The 17,649-nt window shown below is 44.6% G+C and carries 15 protein-coding genes and 1 pseudogene; all 16 read right to left on the bottom strand.

Translation table 11 applies throughout. The features are described 5' to 3' along the window. Positions 1-82: 82 nt before the first annotated feature. Positions 83-688, bottom strand: a complete 606-nt coding sequence (locus GMD5S_RS0208170) for an immunity protein Imm33 domain-containing protein (RefSeq protein WP_000141227.1) — start codon at positions 686-688, stop codon at positions 83-85. Continuing rightward, the gene (locus GMD5S_RS0208165; protein ID WP_000656482.1) at positions 672-1,196 is read right to left on the bottom strand and encodes a hypothetical protein; all 525 of its coding nucleotides are present in this window, start codon (positions 1,194-1,196) and stop codon (positions 672-674) included. The genes GMD5S_RS0208170 and GMD5S_RS0208165 overlap by 17 nt, the downstream gene beginning before the upstream one ends. Before the next feature lie 292 nt (positions 1,197-1,488). Continuing rightward, positions 1,489-1,962: pseudogene (locus tag GMD5S_RS10595) on the bottom strand (suppressor of fused domain protein); the annotation flags it as partial. A gap of 183 nt (positions 1,963-2,145) precedes the next feature. Continuing rightward, the gene (locus tag GMD5S_RS0208155; RefSeq protein ID WP_000414878.1) at positions 2,146-2,631 is read right to left on the bottom strand and encodes an immunity protein YezG family protein; all 486 of its coding nucleotides are present in this window, start codon (positions 2,629-2,631) and stop codon (positions 2,146-2,148) included. A gap of 66 nt (positions 2,632-2,697) precedes the next feature. Then, positions 2,698-2,922: an accessory Sec system protein Asp5 gene (gene asp5, locus GMD5S_RS0208150; protein ID WP_000970791.1), complete on the bottom strand. Its 225-nt coding sequence runs from the start codon at positions 2,920-2,922 to the stop codon at positions 2,698-2,700. 2 nt (positions 2,923-2,924) lie between these two features. Continuing rightward, positions 2,925-3,104 carry an accessory Sec system protein Asp4 gene (gene asp4 / locus GMD5S_RS0208145; protein ID WP_000161925.1) on the bottom strand — a complete coding sequence of 60 codons (180 nt, stop codon included), beginning with the start codon at positions 3,102-3,104 and terminating at the stop codon, positions 2,925-2,927. After that, on the bottom strand, positions 3,097-4,443 hold the full coding sequence (gtfB, locus tag GMD5S_RS0208140; protein ID WP_000615318.1) for an accessory Sec system glycosylation chaperone GtfB: 1,347 nt from the start codon (positions 4,441-4,443) through the stop codon (positions 3,097-3,099). The genes asp4 and gtfB overlap by 8 nt, the downstream gene beginning before the upstream one ends. Continuing rightward, positions 4,427-5,947: an accessory Sec system glycosyltransferase GtfA gene (gene gtfA, locus GMD5S_RS0208135; protein ID WP_000158436.1), complete on the bottom strand. Its 1,521-nt coding sequence runs from the start codon at positions 5,945-5,947 to the stop codon at positions 4,427-4,429. The genes gtfB and gtfA overlap by 17 nt, the downstream gene beginning before the upstream one ends. Before the next feature lie 12 nt (positions 5,948-5,959). Continuing rightward, positions 5,960-8,338: an accessory Sec system translocase SecA2 gene (secA2, locus tag GMD5S_RS0208130; RefSeq protein WP_044140582.1), complete on the bottom strand. Its 2,379-nt coding sequence runs from the start codon at positions 8,336-8,338 to the stop codon at positions 5,960-5,962. Further along, positions 8,325-8,765, bottom strand: coding sequence for an accessory Sec system protein Asp3 (asp3, locus tag GMD5S_RS0208125; protein WP_000583896.1), 441 nt, complete (start codon positions 8,763-8,765; stop codon positions 8,325-8,327). The genes secA2 and asp3 overlap by 14 nt, the downstream gene beginning before the upstream one ends. Further along, entirely contained in the window at positions 8,762-10,291 is a 1,530-nt protein-coding gene (gene asp2, locus GMD5S_RS0208120; protein ID WP_000412874.1) for an accessory Sec system protein Asp2, read from the bottom strand. The genes asp3 and asp2 overlap by 4 nt, the downstream gene beginning before the upstream one ends. After that, on the bottom strand, positions 10,275-11,855 hold the full coding sequence (asp1, locus tag GMD5S_RS0208115; RefSeq protein WP_000291139.1) for an accessory Sec system protein Asp1: 1,581 nt from the start codon (positions 11,853-11,855) through the stop codon (positions 10,275-10,277). The genes asp2 and asp1 overlap by 17 nt, the downstream gene beginning before the upstream one ends. 9 nt (positions 11,856-11,864) lie before the next feature. Further along, positions 11,865-13,082 carry an accessory Sec system protein translocase subunit SecY2 gene (gene secY2 / locus GMD5S_RS0208110; protein WP_000657779.1) on the bottom strand — a complete coding sequence of 406 codons (1,218 nt, stop codon included), beginning with the start codon at positions 13,080-13,082 and terminating at the stop codon, positions 11,865-11,867. A gap of 86 nt (positions 13,083-13,168) precedes the next feature. Then, on the bottom strand, positions 13,169-14,398 hold the full coding sequence (locus GMD5S_RS0208105; protein ID WP_000751399.1) for a glycosyltransferase: 1,230 nt from the start codon (positions 14,396-14,398) through the stop codon (positions 13,169-13,171). A gap of 15 nt (positions 14,399-14,413) precedes the next feature. Then, positions 14,414-15,640 carry a glycosyltransferase gene (locus GMD5S_RS0208100; protein ID WP_000711910.1) on the bottom strand — a complete coding sequence of 409 codons (1,227 nt, stop codon included), beginning with the start codon at positions 15,638-15,640 and terminating at the stop codon, positions 14,414-14,416. Between the two features lie 219 nt (positions 15,641-15,859). Continuing rightward, a partial coding sequence (locus GMD5S_RS10275) for an LPXTG cell wall anchor domain-containing protein (protein ID WP_033588568.1) occupies positions 15,860-17,649 on the bottom strand: 1,790 nt, incomplete at its 5' end.

Raw genomic sequence — 17,649 nt, 5'->3', positions numbered from 1 at the left:
GACAAAAATATTAGATGCTATTCCCCTCATTCGTAGAAAATCTAAAATAGGTTGCTTTCCCTCCCAAATAAGTCGGGTAGCTTTACAAAGAGGAAAAAATTTCCTCATCTTGCTCATTCAGAATCGTCTGAATATCTCCACCATTAACTACTACTAGGTAGTCCTCTGGTAGAATCAAAGATTTTATTAGTTTTGGATTCTTTTTCAATATTTCAAAAGCATACATAGCAACAAAATCATCTGTATCTTGATTTTGATAGCCAACAAACCATCCCGAATCACCTTTTCGATCAGTATCTTGTCTCTGCAAATAGTAATGTTCACACTCAAAGACACCTTTAGCCAACACTATTTTCTCATCAAATCTGATTTCAGAAACTTCAATCTTAATCTCTTTAGCTAGTGTACTTTGTTCAGACTGAATCCAAAGAGCCAAGGTCAAATCATCAGTAAACTCTTTAAAAGGATTTGTTTCATAGTTGACTGACACTATCCTAAATTGGTCCATGTTCAATTGAGCAAGTTTATATATGCTGAAACCGATTTGTATTAGCAGGCCATCTTGTATTCGTTCCTTCGAGGGCAGTACATTCACAACTTTGAGCCATTCCTCAAAAAGACCTTCAGAGAATGTCCCGTAAAAGATCAAACCATTCTTCTCTACTTTTGTATCAAGCACTTCCGTCATTTTTCAACCTCCTGAAAATTTCATTTTGTAGCTTAGTTCTAGCTTCACGCTCCAAAGCTATCATTTTTTCTCTTATCTCAGCCGGAATATCTCCTAATTTGGAATACCCCTGCCAATCACTCCAAGTTTTAGACCCTTTGGAACTATTGGTAGGTTTACCTAATCCCATAAAATTATCCTCAAGATTCAAAACCTCTACCTTATCAACATCAGATAGAGGAGCAAATCCATCCATTTCGGTAATTTCTTTCATAGAGACAATATGGTCTGCTTCGAGGGTTTCAACTGGATAACCATAAATTGGATCAAATTTTTCTCCATCAATATTATTGACATGATCGCGTATCTCTTGACTTGGTGTTTTCTTGCGAAGAGAATTATATTCTTCTTTTGAAATTCCTTTAGAAGTACTCGCTACATCATCACTATGCTTAGCCAACTGCTCGCTGGCTTCTTGGCGGAATTCTTTACTTGCTTTCTTGCCGACTTGTTCTGCCGCTTCTTTCATGCCTCGAGCGACATCATCAGATGCATTGTGGACACGGGCACCACTTTTTGTAAAGTTGTCACTAAAGTTTGCTGGCTCTACAAACCTAGTATACCATAAAACCTATAGACCAACGTTTGATAAACCAGAAAAGACCACCATTAAGGTGGTCTTTTCTCCAATTTCGTGCCTTATTTCCAATTACGAAGGTCGCATGTCAACTGGGAGCGAGGTTGGACTCACAACTGATATTGATGAGGTTAAAAATAGGAAAAACTCCCCTCCGACCCCCTAGACGAAGATAAAAAATTTATTACACTACAGAAGGTCTCATAAAATCATAAACATCTATCTGATGTTCTTCAAACAATTCCTCTAACTTCTGTGCTCCCACTTCGGCTCCATGCTTTTCTATAAATTGAAGCTCAGCTTCTGTAATCGGGATAGCTTGTAACCACGTAACATACTCTTCATCAAAATCAAAAGATTCTAAATCCCACAAGAAAGGCTGAGTGAAGAATATATGATTTACTTTCGCATTGGGATAGTAATTTCTAATAATATTTGGATAGACTGCACCTGGAGAGATGCTGTACTCTCCCCTCACAATATTAAAACCACAGTCTGCTATAATATTTGGAAAATATTCCAGCTCCGCATCAGCTGCTCCAATGATTTCAACTCTTAAAGGCTTACCATTTATTCGACGATAAATGGTATATTCTGATAAACCGATTGTTGCTGCAGTTGTTAAATAATCATCCGGACGATTCTCTCCAATGAATAAATCTAATTTGTTATCGTGATTTCTAAATGTATAGGCTTGAGGAACTCCCCCTACAGCATTTTATCGTATTTCATTTGATTCTCCTCTTAAAGTTTGCTGGCTCTACAATCCCAGTATACCATAAACCTTATGGACCAGCGTTTGATAAAAGACCACCTAAATGGTGGTCTTTTATCAAACATTCTACTTGCCATTATGTTCCTGCTGGAAATCTTCCATAGCCTTGAACAACTCAAATTCTTTTTCATTAGCTGGTTGCTTGCCGAGATACTTGTATTCAAAAAATTCTATTCTATCCGTTGGTCCAAACTCACTATCATTCCATGGTGCATAGTCAAAGTCCAAAGAGGTTTTATTCTGTTCATCCACTTTGATTGTAAAGGCGGACCACTCCTCCAGACCCTGCTCGATGAAAATCTTCTTCATCTCACCACCTAGATCAAACAATTTCATAAAATCATTGTCAAATTCGTCTTCAGAAATATTAAATAAAGATGGAATATCCATGTAATAATGATATTTTCCTTTATATTTAAAGAAAAATATCACGCCACCACTAAGCGTCTTATCTACTTCAAAATTAATATAAAGATCATCCCACTCAACTGGAATCATATCGTTGGCCTGATGCACGATTTCGATAATTTTTTCATTCATTTGTTTTTCCATTTTATCCTCCGGTTAGATGTATTTTCCCCGTCTCTAGTATCCTTTATCTGTGAATGGTACCGCTTCTTACTGATAGGTCACCAACATAAAAACGAGGAGCAATACAAACAAGGCTAGGCTAATCAAGAGGGTCACCATTTTTACCAAGCGGTTGTTCTGCCAGTAGCCTGGTTTTCCGATATTGCTAGTCGCATCCATGGAAAAGAGTTGGCTTTGGCGAGGTTGGATGAGAACCAGGACAATCAAGGCGACGGCTAGGACTATCCCTACAATCATTAAAACTTCCATCATTTTCACCTCAAGATTCCTAATAATGTAAAGATCAGGGTAAGAAGGATAAGCAAGCCGAGTAAAATGGAGAAGGTTTTACTGATCTTTTCTCCTCGGGTAGGCTTTTCTTTCTTAAGCGCTCCTTGCTTTAACTCTTCCATGCGTCCTTCGACATCCTTGTAAAATAAATCTTTTTTAGTCATGGCCTTCCCCTATTATCCTTTCCATCCTCTCTCGGTAAGTAGCCAAGTCCACATAGTTAGCATGACGACCTTGATGCCCAAGGGCTTGCCCCATCTTGTCAAGACTGCTGAGAGCTTCTTGAATCTTCGCAATCATGTCTCCAACAGCCTGCACATCAAAGAGGTGTTCTGGAGCTGTGTAAGGTCTGTTATGAGCTGTCTGATCAAAGGCTAGGATAAGCATATTGTGCTCGAAGGCTTGACGGACAGCATCCAAAAGCTCGTTTCCGTAATTGATATCTAGATAGAGATCCGACAGCTGGTAGAGTTCTCGAATCTTTTGCGGACTGGCGTTTTGATAGAGAACGACATTGGGATAGGAAAGCAAGGTCAGCAACTTGGACGACATTTCAGTCACTGCCGCGATTCGGAAGGTCACCATTGGCAAGGACTCAATCAGAGTTTCGATATGCTGGATCTGATCTGAGTTGGTAACGATCAAGGCATCTGGTCGAACGAAATTTTCTCTCTTAAATTGATAATGATAACCTAGATGGAAAAACTTGTCATGATAGGCTGGGTTGGTCAAGGCCAAGGCCTTTTCATAGGTAGCCTTATCTGGTATGAGGATCTGCTTGGCTCTCAGCTCCTCTTGCTCCAAGAGCAGCTGCATATTCCCAGGAAGACAATCATCTAGCGGTTCTTGCCAGACTAAAGTGTCCCGTCCACTCTTGTCTGGATAATGGTATGAGACCAAGAAAGAGGTTGCGAGAGTGTTAAAGAGAAGGTGGCGAGTGTCGATTCCTAAGTCTTGCAAAAAGAAAATCGTGAATTCTACTCGATTTTTAAAATGGCGCAGGGCTTGTCCGGGCAAGGTTAGGAGGATATCGCCTGTCACATGGTTTTCTAGTACAATTTCCTGTCCCTTTGCATCCTGGTACTTGGTCAGGATAGCCTGTCCATCTGCACTATAGGTGGTCTTGGCAAAGCAGGCTCCGTATCGGTTATAGTGGTCTGCTTGGTAGATGCGACCAGATAGGTCCTTCCAGTCGACTTGCTTGACCAGACGGGCCTGAGGAGCCTCCACATAGTGAATCACGCCCCTCTCCCGAGAATCCTCTAGGATATGCGCAAACTGGTTATTACCCGCAATCTCCCAAAATTCAGGTACAGCTACTTGGTTGAAATAAAGAGCTTTTCCCGACTCGTAACCTAGATAGTAGGTAAAGGGAGAAAGAATCCCATCTGGGAGAAAGCCATCTGGCTCGATCACAACCGTGACATGGGACAGGCCAGCAGCTTCTAGACTTTCATGTAAATCTCGACTTTCCTGGCCATATCGATCAAATAGTTGAATCATGCAGGACCTCCTCTATCGTTTTCTTCCACTTGTCCCTTACTTTGTCTGTTAAAAATTCTCTCGCTAGGTCATAAGATGCTGTTCGCATAGCTGGCAAATGATTTTCCTGATAGAGCTGGCAGATCTTTTCCGCGAAGGCCCTTTTAATTTCCATTTCAACATGGTCGTCTGAACTTGGAATCAAGTAGCCATTTTGACCGTCCTGGATAAAGGTTTGGTTGCCATAAGGCACATCAAAACCAATCAGGGGCAAGCCTGAACTAACTGCCTCCATCAAGGTCAGACCAAAGCCTTCACTGGTTGAGGCTGTCAGATAGACTTCGTACTGGGGATAAATCTGAGCCAGGTCTGCATGCCCCTTGAGCTGGATATAGTTCTCCGCTTGGTGAGCCGTGATGATTTCCCTTAAAAGGGATTCCTCACCCCCACTGCCATAAATGTCAAAGGTGAGCTCTGGAAGGACTTGATGCGCCTGGATAACCGCCTTGACGAGCCAGTCGATGTGTTTTTCCTTGGCCAAACGCGAAGCGGTAATGAGAGAAAAGGGCTTTCGTTCCCTAGCAGGCTCCGTCAACTGATCAATGCTCCCAACTGGAATCGTGACGATTCGTGGACGATGCTGACTGTACTGGGCAAATTGACCTTCGAGAACTTCCTTCTGCCGATCCGTAGACACGATAAAACAATCGACCTTGTCCGCATTTGTAAACTGATACTCATAGTAGTTGTTCCAAAGGAGATAGTCTTCGTTACTAGCATTTTCACTATAGTGCTCTGCGTGGACGACAACTGCTAGATGGGCCTTCTGTGCTTCTTCAAAAACAGCCTGACCAATCCCTGTTTCCCTGTCCAAGATGACCAGATCAGACTTGCTCAAGTTCAAACTTTGCATAAAATAGCGCATAAGGGCTGGCTTTCCGTACAGAATCCGGTCCTTAAATCGATAGACCTCTTCCTGGCCTTCAGTCAGCAAGATATCGTAAGCGGTGCTGCCATCTTCATTGAAAAAGCTTCGTTGATAGAGTCTAGCCACTTGGTCTTTGGGCGCGAAATATTCTGTACAGTAGCGTGTGTAGGAGAAATAATCCTTGCGAATCAAGTTCCCCCCAAATACATACTCTGCATGTTGTACTAGATTCTTAGCCGAGTCTACCAAGTAGCAGGTCACAAACTTGTCCTCGTCAGAAAAGTAGACACGCAAAATCTTGCCATCCTGCTCCCTATGACTCTCAAGGCCACCGAAAGAGGCTAAGACCTCATCAACTGTAACACTGGTCGGTGCTAGCTTGATATCTGTAAAATGATTGTAAAGCCAGATTACCTGATCATCCGCAAAGCCGATATTGGCCGTTAAGTGCTGGATATTGTCTGCTAAAATCAAGTCGGTAAAGATAAACTTAGATGCTAGGTCTAAACTTCTAAAAATCCCTGCTCGGTAGGCCTGGGCATACTCGACACCACTGCTCGCCCAACCGATCCCTAGATTTATATTGTAAATTGTCATATGATCCTCTTTTTATGGAAAATGGGTGAGAATCTCACCTTTGGGCGTTACTTCCACAATCCCCATGAGAAGATTGCGTACCATATCTGTACGGATTTGTTGCTTCATGGTTTCAAAGCCTGCATAGGCCTCCTGATAGTACTCCACGATAGGATTCTTTTGAGAAGCAGACTGGCTCCCGATTGCTAGACTGAGCTGTTGGAGGTAGTCGACTTGCTCAACCCAGTTGTCATCAATAGCCTTGAGCATGGATATTCTCAGAAAAGAGTCATAGAGCTGGTGAGGTTGGAGGACTTCCTTTTTAGCTGCGATTTCCTTGGCTATTATTTCCTCTAGTAACTCCCGAATCTGATCTGCATCAGCTAAATCCAAATCAGCTGGTAATTTTCTCATCCCAAAGCTAATATTGGTCACGATGAAGTGAAAGAGTTCTTGGGGGCTGCTATAGGCTTTTTCTGAGATTTGTTTGGTATAGTCTGCCAGTATATCCTCAAGGATATGCTCTAAATCACGGCTCCCATCCAGCAAACGATCTCTTTCTTTGTAGACCATCTGACGCTGGATATTGACGCTTTCTGCATACTCTAAGGTTTGTCTGCGTACTGAGCGACTGGCACTATCACTAGCCTCTTGGGCTTTTCTGACGAGATTGCGGTACTTGCGAGCCTTGAGTAGGATAGGTTTGCTGATATCTTCCACTTGGTAGTCTTGATACAGGTCGTGAACCCAAGACGGTCCAAACTTTTTGATCACATCATCTTCAAGCGATACGAAAAATTGAGACATGCCTGGATCGCCCTGCCGGCCGGAACGACCTCTGATTTGCAGGTCAATTCGTCGGCTCTCCATCCGCTCGGTACCAATCACAATCAAACCGCCCAATTCTGCGACTCCTGGACCGAGTTTGATATCTGTCCCTCGACCTGCCATAGAAGTCGCAACGGTCACTGCCCCCATCTGTCCAGACTCTGCGATAATCTGGGCTTCACGCGCCGCATGATTGGCATTAAGGACATTGTGAGAAATCCCCTCTCGCAAGAGCAAGGACGAATAAAGCTGGGACATTTCTACAGATCCGACAAAAATCAGGAGTGGATTGCCTTTGGCGTGGTAAGTCTTGATAGCTTCGAGAGAGGCATAGACTTTCTCAGGGAGGGTCACATAGAGATTGTCCGGATGGTCCATTCGCCTAAGTGGGCGATTGGTCGGGATACGAATGACGGCCATATTGTAGGTTTCGAAAAATTCTTTTTCTGCCACCTTTCCCGTTCCTGTCATACCTGAGATTTTTCGAAACATCTTAAAGAGACTCTGGTAGGTGATTGAAGCCATGGCTCTGGTTTCAGGAGAAAGCTTCACATGTTCCTTGGCTTCGATGGCTTGATGGAGACCGCCTTGAAGCTTGGTCATTTCCATCAAACGCCCTGTTCCCTTGTCTAACAAGACCATTTCTTGACCTCGAACCAGATAGTCCTTGTCCTTGGTAAAGAGCGTATGGGCCCTGAGAGCATAGACCAGATGTCGAACATAACTGGCGTACTCTTCCTTGTAGAGATGATCAATTCCTAAGAAAGCTTCAACCGTATGGGCCCCCTTTCGGGTCAACCAAACCTGCTCTTTTTCTTCCTTGTAGATGTAGTCTTCTCCTTCAACCAAGGTCGTCACTAGGGTATCAATCATCCCATAATAGTTAGACTGGACACGGGGAGAGCCTGCGATAATCAAGGGAGTTTGGGCACTATCGAGTAGAATGTCATCGATTTCATCAATGATGACATAGTTAAAGGGAGGCAGGAACTTTCCTTCACTAGTGGAGGCAAGATTGTCATTGAGATAGTCAAATCCTAGTACACTATTGGTCGTGTAGACAATGTCCGAGGTGTAGATCTTTCTTTTCTCTTCGGCAGTCAAGTCCTCTTTTGGATCCTCTGAAAAGGGCAGACCGACAGTTAGACCTAAAAATTGGTAGACTGGACCCATTTCACTTGCGTCCCGTCTAGCCAGATAGTCATTGGTTGTGACTAGCATGCTGCCTTTACCCGTTAAGGCATTGAGGTAGAGGGGCATGGTGGCAGTCAAGGTCTTGCCTTCACCTGTATTCATCTCAGCCACATTTCCTTGGTGGATCACGATGGCTCCCATGACTTGCACATCATAGGGAAAGAGACCCAAGATACGTTTATCCGCTTCACGAACAAGGGCATAAGCTTCTACCAATAGCTCCTCCAAGGTTTCTCCCTGGGCAAGACGCTGGCGAAACTCCTCTGTCTTTGCAGCCATTTCCTCATCACTGAGGGCTGCCATCTCTTCTTTGAGGGCATTGATTTGGCTTAAAAGTTTCTTGACCTTTCTCAGTTGTCTTTCCTGATACAAACGATTAAACACCAGCATCCTCCTCAATAGAAAACGAAACAAAGTCAAGAGCCTCAAAACCTGCACTAATTAAGGAAAGGCGATAGGTGTAGGCCGCTTCAGGATAGGTGAAGCTAAAGGAAAATTGCCTTTCAATCTTCTCCTCTATGATTTCCTCATAACGATTTAAAAAGGTCAGTTTGAGATAAAGTCCATTGACCGGTTGAACCCGCATCTTCATGGATAAGCGGTAGGTATGATTTTTCTTAAGAAGAGGGAGGCTGGGCTGGCTTCTAGTAGCCTGATAGTTGACACTAGAAAACCATGTTTTAAGGGTTTCTCCTGAAGCCAACAAAGGATTTTTCAGGGTAACGTGACCATCTGCATGATAGGTGATCTGGCTCCCATAAAGATAAGTAGCTCCCATCTCGCCCCACCTAATATCCTCTCTCTTGATGATAATCATGTCTCACCTCTTCCGTATTCTTCTAGTATCATCTTGTAAAAATGAATAAACCAGGCAACGTTTGTTCCTGTGTCATCGTTGTGTCGACCTGCTGTCCCTTTGGACAAAATCTTAGCGCCTGTCTGGCAGAGGGTCTCCACTAGCTGGTCATAGGCACCACTATCCATATCCTCGTCCTTCATGTAAGAAAGACCAAAGATCGTCTGGGAAAAATCAGCTTGTTTAAATCGGGTCCAAAAACGTTGATCCAAGTCCTTCATGTCTTTCTGGCTCACTCCTCCTGTCTGAAGGTGCAAGACATCAAAGCTAGTTGGAAAGACTCCTGGCGCCTCTAGTCGGCCCCGCTGTGCGATGGTTCCTAGATTGGTCAAGGGTTTTCCGACTACAATCCCCTTGGGTTCAAAGTGGGATCCATAGTAGAGGGCAGGGAAGGTTCCCATTGACAGGCCAGATAGGAGCAAGTCACTTCTATCCAAGCCTAGATAGTCTAGATAGTGTTGGATGGTTGCTTGAATTTTATCTTCTAATTCCTCAGTTCCTAGGTAAAAGGCTCCTCCTTCTAATCGAGGGTCCGAAAAGAGGAGAAAGGGGCATCTGAGATTCTTCATCATCCAGTAACCCTCAAAACCTTCCGCCGGACGGTAACCTGAGAAATAGACTGCTAGAGGAGGCTTGAAATCCCCCGGGTGAAAGAAATAGTTGATTTCCTCACGTTTTTTGTCATGCAGGATATTACCTCCGAGAACAAACTTTCCAAACTGTTTCCGGCTCCAGCGTTGGTGGAGATTGCCGATGTTGACCTTTCCCCGGCCACGCGCTTCAAGAGAAATGCTCAGATAAGCGTCATAGTCTTGCTCCACAATAATTGCTGAGGCAAAGTCTGCTTCCTCAAGGAGAATATCCTGACTAATCTCTGAGATAGAGCCTGCTGGGATCTTTCGCAAACGCAGGCGCAAGTCCACTGGTCCACTCTTTTCATATTCGAGCCAGAGTTCGATTGGCGAATGGGCTTGGACGGTCTGATTATAGGCCCAAGAGGCTAGCTGGGTATAGGTTTTCCCAAAATCACCTTCTAATTCCAGATGCTCAAATCCTTGATAGGAGACAGAGCCTTGAAAACTCGGGTGAATCCGTATCGTAGCTGGACTCAGCTTGTCTCCATAACCACCTTCAAAGAGGGAGGTGGAAAGGTCCCGAACAAAGCCCTGTAGGTCTGTTAGATCCATCGCCTGCATGCAGTGCTGTTTTATGAGCTTCTGAATGTTTTTATCCTGACTTACAAACGGTTCTGGATAGAAAACTGTATAGGGTTCCAAGTTATCTGTAAAAGGCAGTAAATCTCCTAGATAAGCTCCATCCGCAAGAATGACAGCATGAAAATGCTCTAGGTCATTCTCATCCATAATTTTCTGGATGGCAGACGGTGTATCGGGAGAGACATGATACCAGTCTAGTTGGGCTGGTAGGGCAAGTGTATCTCGCCAATCCTCTGGACCGATTTGCAAGATCTTATACTTCTTTTCCATGAGTCACCTCCTCCAACCACTTTTCTAGCTTGATCAGGAATTGCTCCCCAGTGTGTTCCTTTATCTTTTCAATCGAATGAATCAGGGAGTCATTCCATACTTGCAGGCTGTCGAGATAGTAATGGGCAGCTTGCGCAAAGGCCGCAATATTTTCCAACAGATAACCATTCTTCTTATGGCTGACATACTCTGTTTTGACCCTATTAATTTGAGGAATGCCGGCACTAATACCCGCTATCTGGGTATAGAGGAGAGGTTGTCTGTTCAAATCGACAATCAGACGAACAAATTCCAACTGCTTGATCAGTTCTGACTCATCCTTCATATTGACAAATGAATAGCGCATGGCCTGGTGACGATTGTCCTCAAGCGGATTTTCAGCTCCTTGGTAATCAACTTCCTTCTCTAGCTCCTGACTTTGAAACTGGTCGGCAATCATCTCTGCAACTCGTGTTTCCAGCTGCTTCATTTCTTCTTGACTAGCAGCAAAGGCCCCAAAGACCAGCTCTGTATCCTTATTTTCAGAAAGGAAATGCAAGACCTGATAGAGACCTTGGTCGTCTATCCCCTGCTCAAAGTCAAGTTGGTAGTAGAGGAGCGACTCTTTTCGAGTCTGGCTCTTTCCCAGTTCCAATCGAGTATCAAAAGGCGATAAATGATGGAACTTCTCTGCTTGTTCTGGAAAGTCGGATTGAGCCAAACGCAGGGTGTCCTCCCTGTCAACCAGAACAAGGTCCACCTTCGGCAACAAATCAGCCAACTGAGGTAGTTGCTCTTGGGGATTTCGTCCGATAAAAAGGCTGAGAACCTTGGTGCTTTGGCGAGGTAATCGATCTAAAAGAAAAGCATTGTGCTGGTCACACGCAGGCAGAAAATAGGTCGCTTCTTCCTCGGGAAGGTGAGCTATTTTCTTCTCAAAAAACTCAGCAATCAATTCGCCCATATCTCGGTAAGCCTCTTTTTGGAAGCGAAAAGCAAAGATAGGATTGACCTCGATACGGCCCCCATCTTGCAAGTACTCTCTAAACTGCCACAGTCCCTTGGGATTGAGGTAGTCTTGGTAGATAGCCTGACCATCTTGGTAGTAAATGACACTGGAGACCAGCCCCCTATCATCCATCAGGTAGTTGGCAGACAAGAGCCCATCTTCCTTGAAATACTGAATCGTACTGATAAAACCTTCAATCCCATGCTCCACCTGGGCATAGGGCTTTCCATTTCTCAAAACTAAAATGGTAAAGGGACTGTAAACAAACTCGCACTCCTCTTCCCACTCAATATCTCTGACCTGCAAGACCTGCGATCGAATCTCGTGAAAATCCTGTAATTCATCAAATAAGGAATAAACCTGTGCTTCTAAAATACCTTGGCGATGGAGAAAATAGCGAAGATGAGGCTGATAGGACAAAAGGAGGACCTGTGCAGGAATCCCTTGGCATTGCATCAAGCGAATCTGATTAAAGGTGTCATCAAATTCTAGCTTAAAATGAGAAAAATACCAAGGTGTCAAATCAGCATGCCAGGGACGCTCCTTGCCATACCAAGCCGGGATAAAGTAATACATCAAAACCTCCTAGAATAGTGGCCGATACCTTTCATTTAATCTGAGCGCCTGCAGTTCGTCGTGAATCGTAAAGAGCATGCCACTCAAAATTAAAAAGAGTCCAGGAATCATGCTGACTTTTAACAGACTCTCATCCTTCAAGACAAACAAGATTGGAAGTCCAGCCAAGGTAACGTTAAAGACTGCACCTATCAGAGCAAAGCGGAGAACCAAACGGTTGATAAAGCGACTGGTATCCTCACCGGGATAGACTCCGTAGATGTAATCTCCTGATTGTTTCATCCGATCTGCGATCTGTTGACCACTCACATTGACAAAGGCAAAGGCAATGCTAAAGACAAAGAGGATAAGGATATAAGCGTATATCCACAAGGGTTTCCCCATCGCATACTGCTCCAGTATGGCAGGGTAGAGAGGATTACCCTTATCCAGATGTTGAAGCAAGAGCAAGAGATAAGAAGGCAAGCCCATGAGACTCATCACATACATATAAGGCATGCCACCAGCAGGATTGAGCATGATTTCCAGATAGGAATAGCGTTTAAAGCGAGAATGGAGCCCGATTTTATTGATAGGGATGCGGTATCGCGCTCGGTAAAAGAGAACGACTAGATAGGTAAAGAGGACACCAAGCACTACCAACAGGAAAAGCAACCAAGGGGATACCTTGTACACTTGAACCGATTGGATGATATCTTGTGGGAGTGATATCACCATACTGGCCAATAAAATAACGATCGGGCCTCCAACTCCGATAGACGCATTGATGTCTGACAGCCAAACTAAGAAGAAGGTCCCCGCAACCAAAAGGCTGGTATTGAGGAGAAAGACCAAGAAGGGATTGTAGGGGGCTTGGACAGGGAGGTTTGTCGTCAAGGCCAAGGCCTGAATCAAGGCAATCCCTAACGTCAAGTACATTTTCCGTCTATCTTGGACTTCTGAAGAAACCGAGTTTAAGCCCAGCTTCTTCGAAAAGGAAAACATCTGCCACAAGATCATAGCTGACATCCAAGGTGAAAGCCCGATGGAAAAGAGAGAGAGGCTGCGAAGATTTCCACCAGTCAGGGCTACTGAAAAGTCCAGATAGGCTGCGCCTCCTCCGAGAAAATTCCGGCTATTGAGGTCAACAAAGGGAAGAGCCAGACGACTCCCGAGCACATAAATAAAGAGCAAAAACAGGGTGTGCATCCCTTTTTTTACTGCTATCGATGAACGAAATTCTTTCACTAGCTCCTCCTTTTCTTTTTTATCTTTCCGTCCTGTCACACGGGACCAATCCAGCCTTTTTATCTTAGCATCTTCAAACCTCTATCTCAGTTTTCGTGAGTTTTCTCGTCCAGATAAGCCTTCAGAGCAGCCACCATTTCTTCTGGTCTTTCTGCTGAGAAAATACCCGCATAGGCACTTTCAGCTAGTTCCTGGGACTGGGTATTGTCAAAAGTCAAGATTGGTTTCTCAAAGCGTGAAATATAGTCATAAACAACACTCAACTTGTCATCGTGGTTAATATCAAGATAGACATCTGTCTGCTGGATTAGCTTCTCAACCAAGAGGGGGAAGGTGTTGGGATAGAGGGTCACATTTTCAAAACGTGACAAGAGCATGAGTTCCGGTGCCATCGTCGTATAGGCTGCAATGTAGAAATGCAACTCTGGCAAGGCTTGAACCAGATAGTCGATTTTCTCAAGATGCCAGGAGTTAGTCAAATTAACACAAGACATAACTGGCTGATAGACTGTGACTGGATAGTCAATTCCAGCCTGACGCCATTTTTCAGTAATGGCAGACCACTCCATCAGATGATAGTGCCACCAAACCTCACGCAAACGCCCAACCGAATGAGTGTTCCAAGGTTTGTCTTGGGATAGGAAATGCAAGATGGCTGGCAGAGGCTCTAGGGGAATCTGGAAGATAAATTCATGTCCATGTGAGGCAGCCCCACTGTCAAAACCAATCTGGAAATTATAGTTCTGATCCAGAGGAGCATAGCTGTCATGAAAGAGCATATTGAGGATGGACTGGTCTCCCTCACTGACATGTTGGTGTTCCCGCTCCGTCAACTCAACTAGCTCTTGTCTCACAGCTTCTGCCCGCCATTTTTTGTTATTGATCAAGAGTACACCTGCATTAAAGCCAACCCCAACTCCAAAACAAGATGGCGCGGCAGCCAGGTAGTTTTCTCCTAAGTCCATTTCAAAGAGAGCCATCAAATCAGCTGTCACTACCAAATCACTGTCCAAGTAAAGAACCTTGTCCTCTTCGACAAAATCAGGGATAAAGTAACGGGCAAAGGTCATGTGATTGATATGGGGCAGTTTGTTGCTCCAGTTCATCTGAAACTGGGCGCCAAGCATCTTGACATCCACTAATTCACCGCCCATTTGCTCTACTATCGGTCTGAGAGCGCGGAACCACTCCTGAGGAATATCCTGATTAAAGATATAGACCTTGACATGGCTATTATGGTAGCAGAGAGACTTGAGCGCTGTTTCAATCTGGCGAATATAGGCATAATCTCCTGCGAGAACAATTGTTTTTTTCATTTAGTTTCCTTCAGTTTACAACGACTGCTTCTTTGATTCCAAAAGCGTGCGGATAGACTCGATCATTTGATCTACGGCTGCTGGTGAGTAAACGTGACTGTAACCACTCGAGTCATGACTAGTGGTCTCAAAAGCAAATATAGGGATTTCTCTTTGCTGTACCTCTTGGATAATGTTTGCAATTTCATCCTCATGATTGATGTCCAAGTAAAAGTCAATCTTTTCCAAGACCTTTTTGACATTCATGGGATTAAAGTAAGGATAGAGTCGTACATTCAGATACGATTGCAAGTTCATGATTTCCGGCGCAAAATTGGTATGAGCTAGGATAGAGAACTCTACATCGGGCAATTCTTGGATCAGGTGTTCGATTCTCTCTATGTGACATGTATTGGTAAAAATAGCGGTCGCATACTGGGGAGTTTGAACTAAAGATGCCAATCCTTTATGGAAATCACATTTTTTCATGACGATATCAGGCCACTCTAGTCCGTAGTAAAACCACCAGTCCTCCCTAAAACGATTGAGGTTGATTTGGTACCAAGGCTTGTCCCCTGTATAATGGATAATCTTGGCTGTCTTCTCAGTAGCAAGAGAGTCCCTATACCAAGAATCCATCTGGTAATTTCGAGCCACTGTATCCATACCAACCATAAAATTATAGGTAGCTGGCAGCGATTTCCAACGACCTTCAAAAAGGTGATTTAACACGCCCTGATCACCAAAAACTTGGTCATGCAGTTGGTCTGTCAAGCTCAACAAGTGCTCCGTCACCTTTTCTTGACGCCAGAGGGCCACATTAATCAGCAAGACACCAGAATTAAAAGTGCTAGGAACTAGAGCATCTGCTACAGCAGCTACCGGCCAGTCCACCATATCTTCTAAAAAGAGTTGATCTAGGTTTGATCTAACGATGATATCCGAATCCAGGTACAAGGCTAGGTCTTCGCTGACATACTGAGGAATAAAATAACGAAAGTAAGCCGCGTAACTTAGATGAGCCAAGGGAAGATGATACTCCTTTAAGCCATGATGACTAATCTTGACATTGACGATTTTTGAGGCTAGAGGCTCTAGACGTCTCTCCATGAGCTGAAACCATTCAGATGGCAAATCATCATTGAAAACATAAAAAGTCACTGCTCGGTTATGGGCACAGATTGACTTGATTGTTGTCTCAATCTTGTCCATATATGCATTATCACCACCGAGTACAATGGCTTTTTGAAGCTCTTTTTTCATTTCGTCCCCTTTTCTTTTCACATTCTTTTGGCTACTTTTCTACTACTGTAGTTCTGATTTTTTCGATGATTATCTCACCTTCCTATTATACCTTTTCCCCTAGTTTATTTCAAACTCGAAAGAGGATTTTCCCCTTCTCACATATAGAAAAAACCTTTGAAAAATCATGTTTTCAAAGGTTTTCCATTTTACTATTTATTCATTGATTTTTATATCTTATCAATGACTTTCTTGATCGTCATTCTGATCCTTCTTGGCAAGAAGACCGATACCTGTCACAGCTGTCAATGCTCCCAATAAAGCAGATGCTATCGAAGTCGACGCTCCTGTATTTGGCAAGACTTGTTTCGGCTTGCTTGAAGCGAATTGACCTTGGCTTGCAATGCTGGCCATTGAGAGAGAAGTGCTTGTTGAAGTAGATGCCAGAGCACTTGCTGACGCAGATCTACTAATAGAATCTGAAGTCGAGAGACTAGCGCTAATCGACGTTGACTCGCTCGCTGACATGCTTGCTGAAATCGAAGCACTTTCTAGAGTCGATTCACTGGCTAACATGCTAGCTGAGAGTGATGCGCTCGTTGAAGTAGATTCGCTCACTGATGTACTTACTGAGATCGAGGCACTTGTTAGAGCCGATTCACTGGCTAATACGCTAGCTGAGAGTGATGCGCTCGTTGAAGTAGATTCGCTCAATGAAGTACTTGTTGAGATCGAAGCACTTTCCAACGCCAACTCGTCCGCTAGCATACTTGCAGAAGTTGAAGTACTTGTTGAAGCGGATTCGCTGGCGCTCACTGACACAGATTGGCTTGAGCTTACAGATGCTGACTCACTGGCGCTAGCTGAAGCTGATTGACTTGAGCTTACTGAAGCTGACTCACTTGCGCTTACAGATGCAGACTGATTAGCACTTACTGAAGCCGATTCACTTGAGCTTACTGAAGCAGACTGGCTGGCGCTCGCTGAGGCTGATTGGCTAGCACTCACTGAGGCAGACTGACTTGAGCTCGCTGATGCAGATTCACTTGCACTTACTGAGGCTGATTGACTCGAGCTTACCGATGCAGATTCGCTTGAACTTACTGAGGCTGACTCACTTGCACTCAATGATGCTGATTGACTCGAACTTGCGGATGCTGACTCACTTGAGCTTGCCGAAGCTGATTGACTCGAGCTTACTGAGGCGGATTCGCTTGCGCTTACTGAGGTTGATTGGCTTGAGCTTACCGACGCCGATTGGCTAGCACTCACCGATACAGATTGGCTGGAGCTTACTGAGGCGGACTGGCTTGAGCTTGCTGACGCAGATTGACTCGAGCTGACTGATGCGGATTGGCTTGCGCTAACTGAAGCGGATTGGCTTGAACTTACTGATGCGGACTGACTCGAGCTTACAGACGCAGACTGACTGGCGCTCACTGACGCTGATTGGCTAGCACTCGCTGAAGCTGATTGGCTCGAGCTTACAGATGCAGACTGACTGGCACTCACTGAAGCGGATTGACTAGCACTTACTGATGTTGATTCACTTGCGCTGGCTGAAGCGGACTCACTTGCGCTTACTGAAGCGGATTGACTCGAGCTTACAGACGCAGACTGACTGGCGCTCACTGACGCTGATTGGCTAGCGCTCGCTGATGCCGATTCGCTTGAACTTACTGAAGCTGACTGGCTAGCACTCGCTGAAACTGATTGGCTCGAACTTACAGATGCAGACTGACTGGCACTTACTGATGCTGATTGGCTGGAGCTTGCAGATGCAGACTGACTGGCACTCACTGAAGCGGATTGACTAGCACTTACTGATGCTGATTCACTTGCGCTCGCTGAAGCTGATTGACTCGAACTTACAGATGCAGACTCACTCGAACTTACTGAGGCAGACTGACTTGCGCTCACTGAAGCGGATTGGCTCGCGCTCACTGAAGCAGATTCGCTGGAGCTTACAGACGCTGATTGACTCGAGCTTACTGATGCAGACTGACTCGAGCTGGCTGACGCAGATTCAC

Origin of the sequence: Streptococcus sp. GMD5S, assembly GCF_000298715.2 — a bacterium.
Classification (GTDB): domain Bacteria; phylum Bacillota; class Bacilli; order Lactobacillales; family Streptococcaceae; genus Streptococcus.
Note: the sequence above shows the minus strand (reverse complement) of the source record. Positions and strands in the feature narration are given on the sequence as shown.

Bases quoted from the DNA above. Each gene is read 5' to 3' on its own strand.
- gtfA (WP_000158436.1), bottom strand. From the start codon at position 5,947: ATGACAATTTACAATATAAATCTAGGGATCGGTTGGGCGAGCAGTGGT.
- asp2 (WP_000412874.1), bottom strand. From the start codon at position 10,291: ATGGAAAAGAAGTATAAGATCTTGCAAATCGGTCCAGAGGATTGGCGA.
- asp4 (WP_000161925.1), bottom strand. From the start codon at position 3,104: ATGACTAAAAAAGATTTATTTTACAAGGATGTCGAAGGACGCATGGAA.
- asp1 (WP_000291139.1), bottom strand. From the start codon at position 11,855: ATGTATTACTTTATCCCGGCTTGGTATGGCAAGGAGCGTCCCTGGCAT.
- secA2 (WP_044140582.1), bottom strand. From the start codon at position 8,338: ATGCTGGTGTTTAATCGTTTGTATCAGGAAAGACAACTGAGAAAGGTC.
- GMD5S_RS0208170 (WP_000141227.1), bottom strand. From the start codon at position 688: ATGACGGAAGTGCTTGATACAAAAGTAGAGAAGAATGGTTTGATCTTT.
- GMD5S_RS0208105 (WP_000751399.1), bottom strand. From the start codon at position 14,398: ATGAAAAAAACAATTGTTCTCGCAGGAGATTATGCCTATATTCGCCAG.
- asp5 (WP_000970791.1), bottom strand. From the start codon at position 2,922: ATGATGGAAGTTTTAATGATTGTAGGGATAGTCCTAGCCGTCGCCTTG.
- GMD5S_RS0208165 (WP_000656482.1), bottom strand. From the start codon at position 1,196: ATGAAAGAAGCGGCAGAACAAGTCGGCAAGAAAGCAAGTAAAGAATTC.
- GMD5S_RS0208155 (WP_000414878.1), bottom strand. From the start codon at position 2,631: ATGGAAAAACAAATGAATGAAAAAATTATCGAAATCGTGCATCAGGCC.
- gtfB (WP_000615318.1), bottom strand. From the start codon at position 4,443: ATGATTCAACTATTTGATCGATATGGCCAGGAAAGTCGAGATTTACAT.
- asp3 (WP_000583896.1), bottom strand. From the start codon at position 8,765: ATGATTATCATCAAGAGAGAGGATATTAGGTGGGGCGAGATGGGAGCT.
- GMD5S_RS0208100 (WP_000711910.1), bottom strand. From the start codon at position 15,640: ATGAAAAAAGAGCTTCAAAAAGCCATTGTACTCGGTGGTGATAATGCA.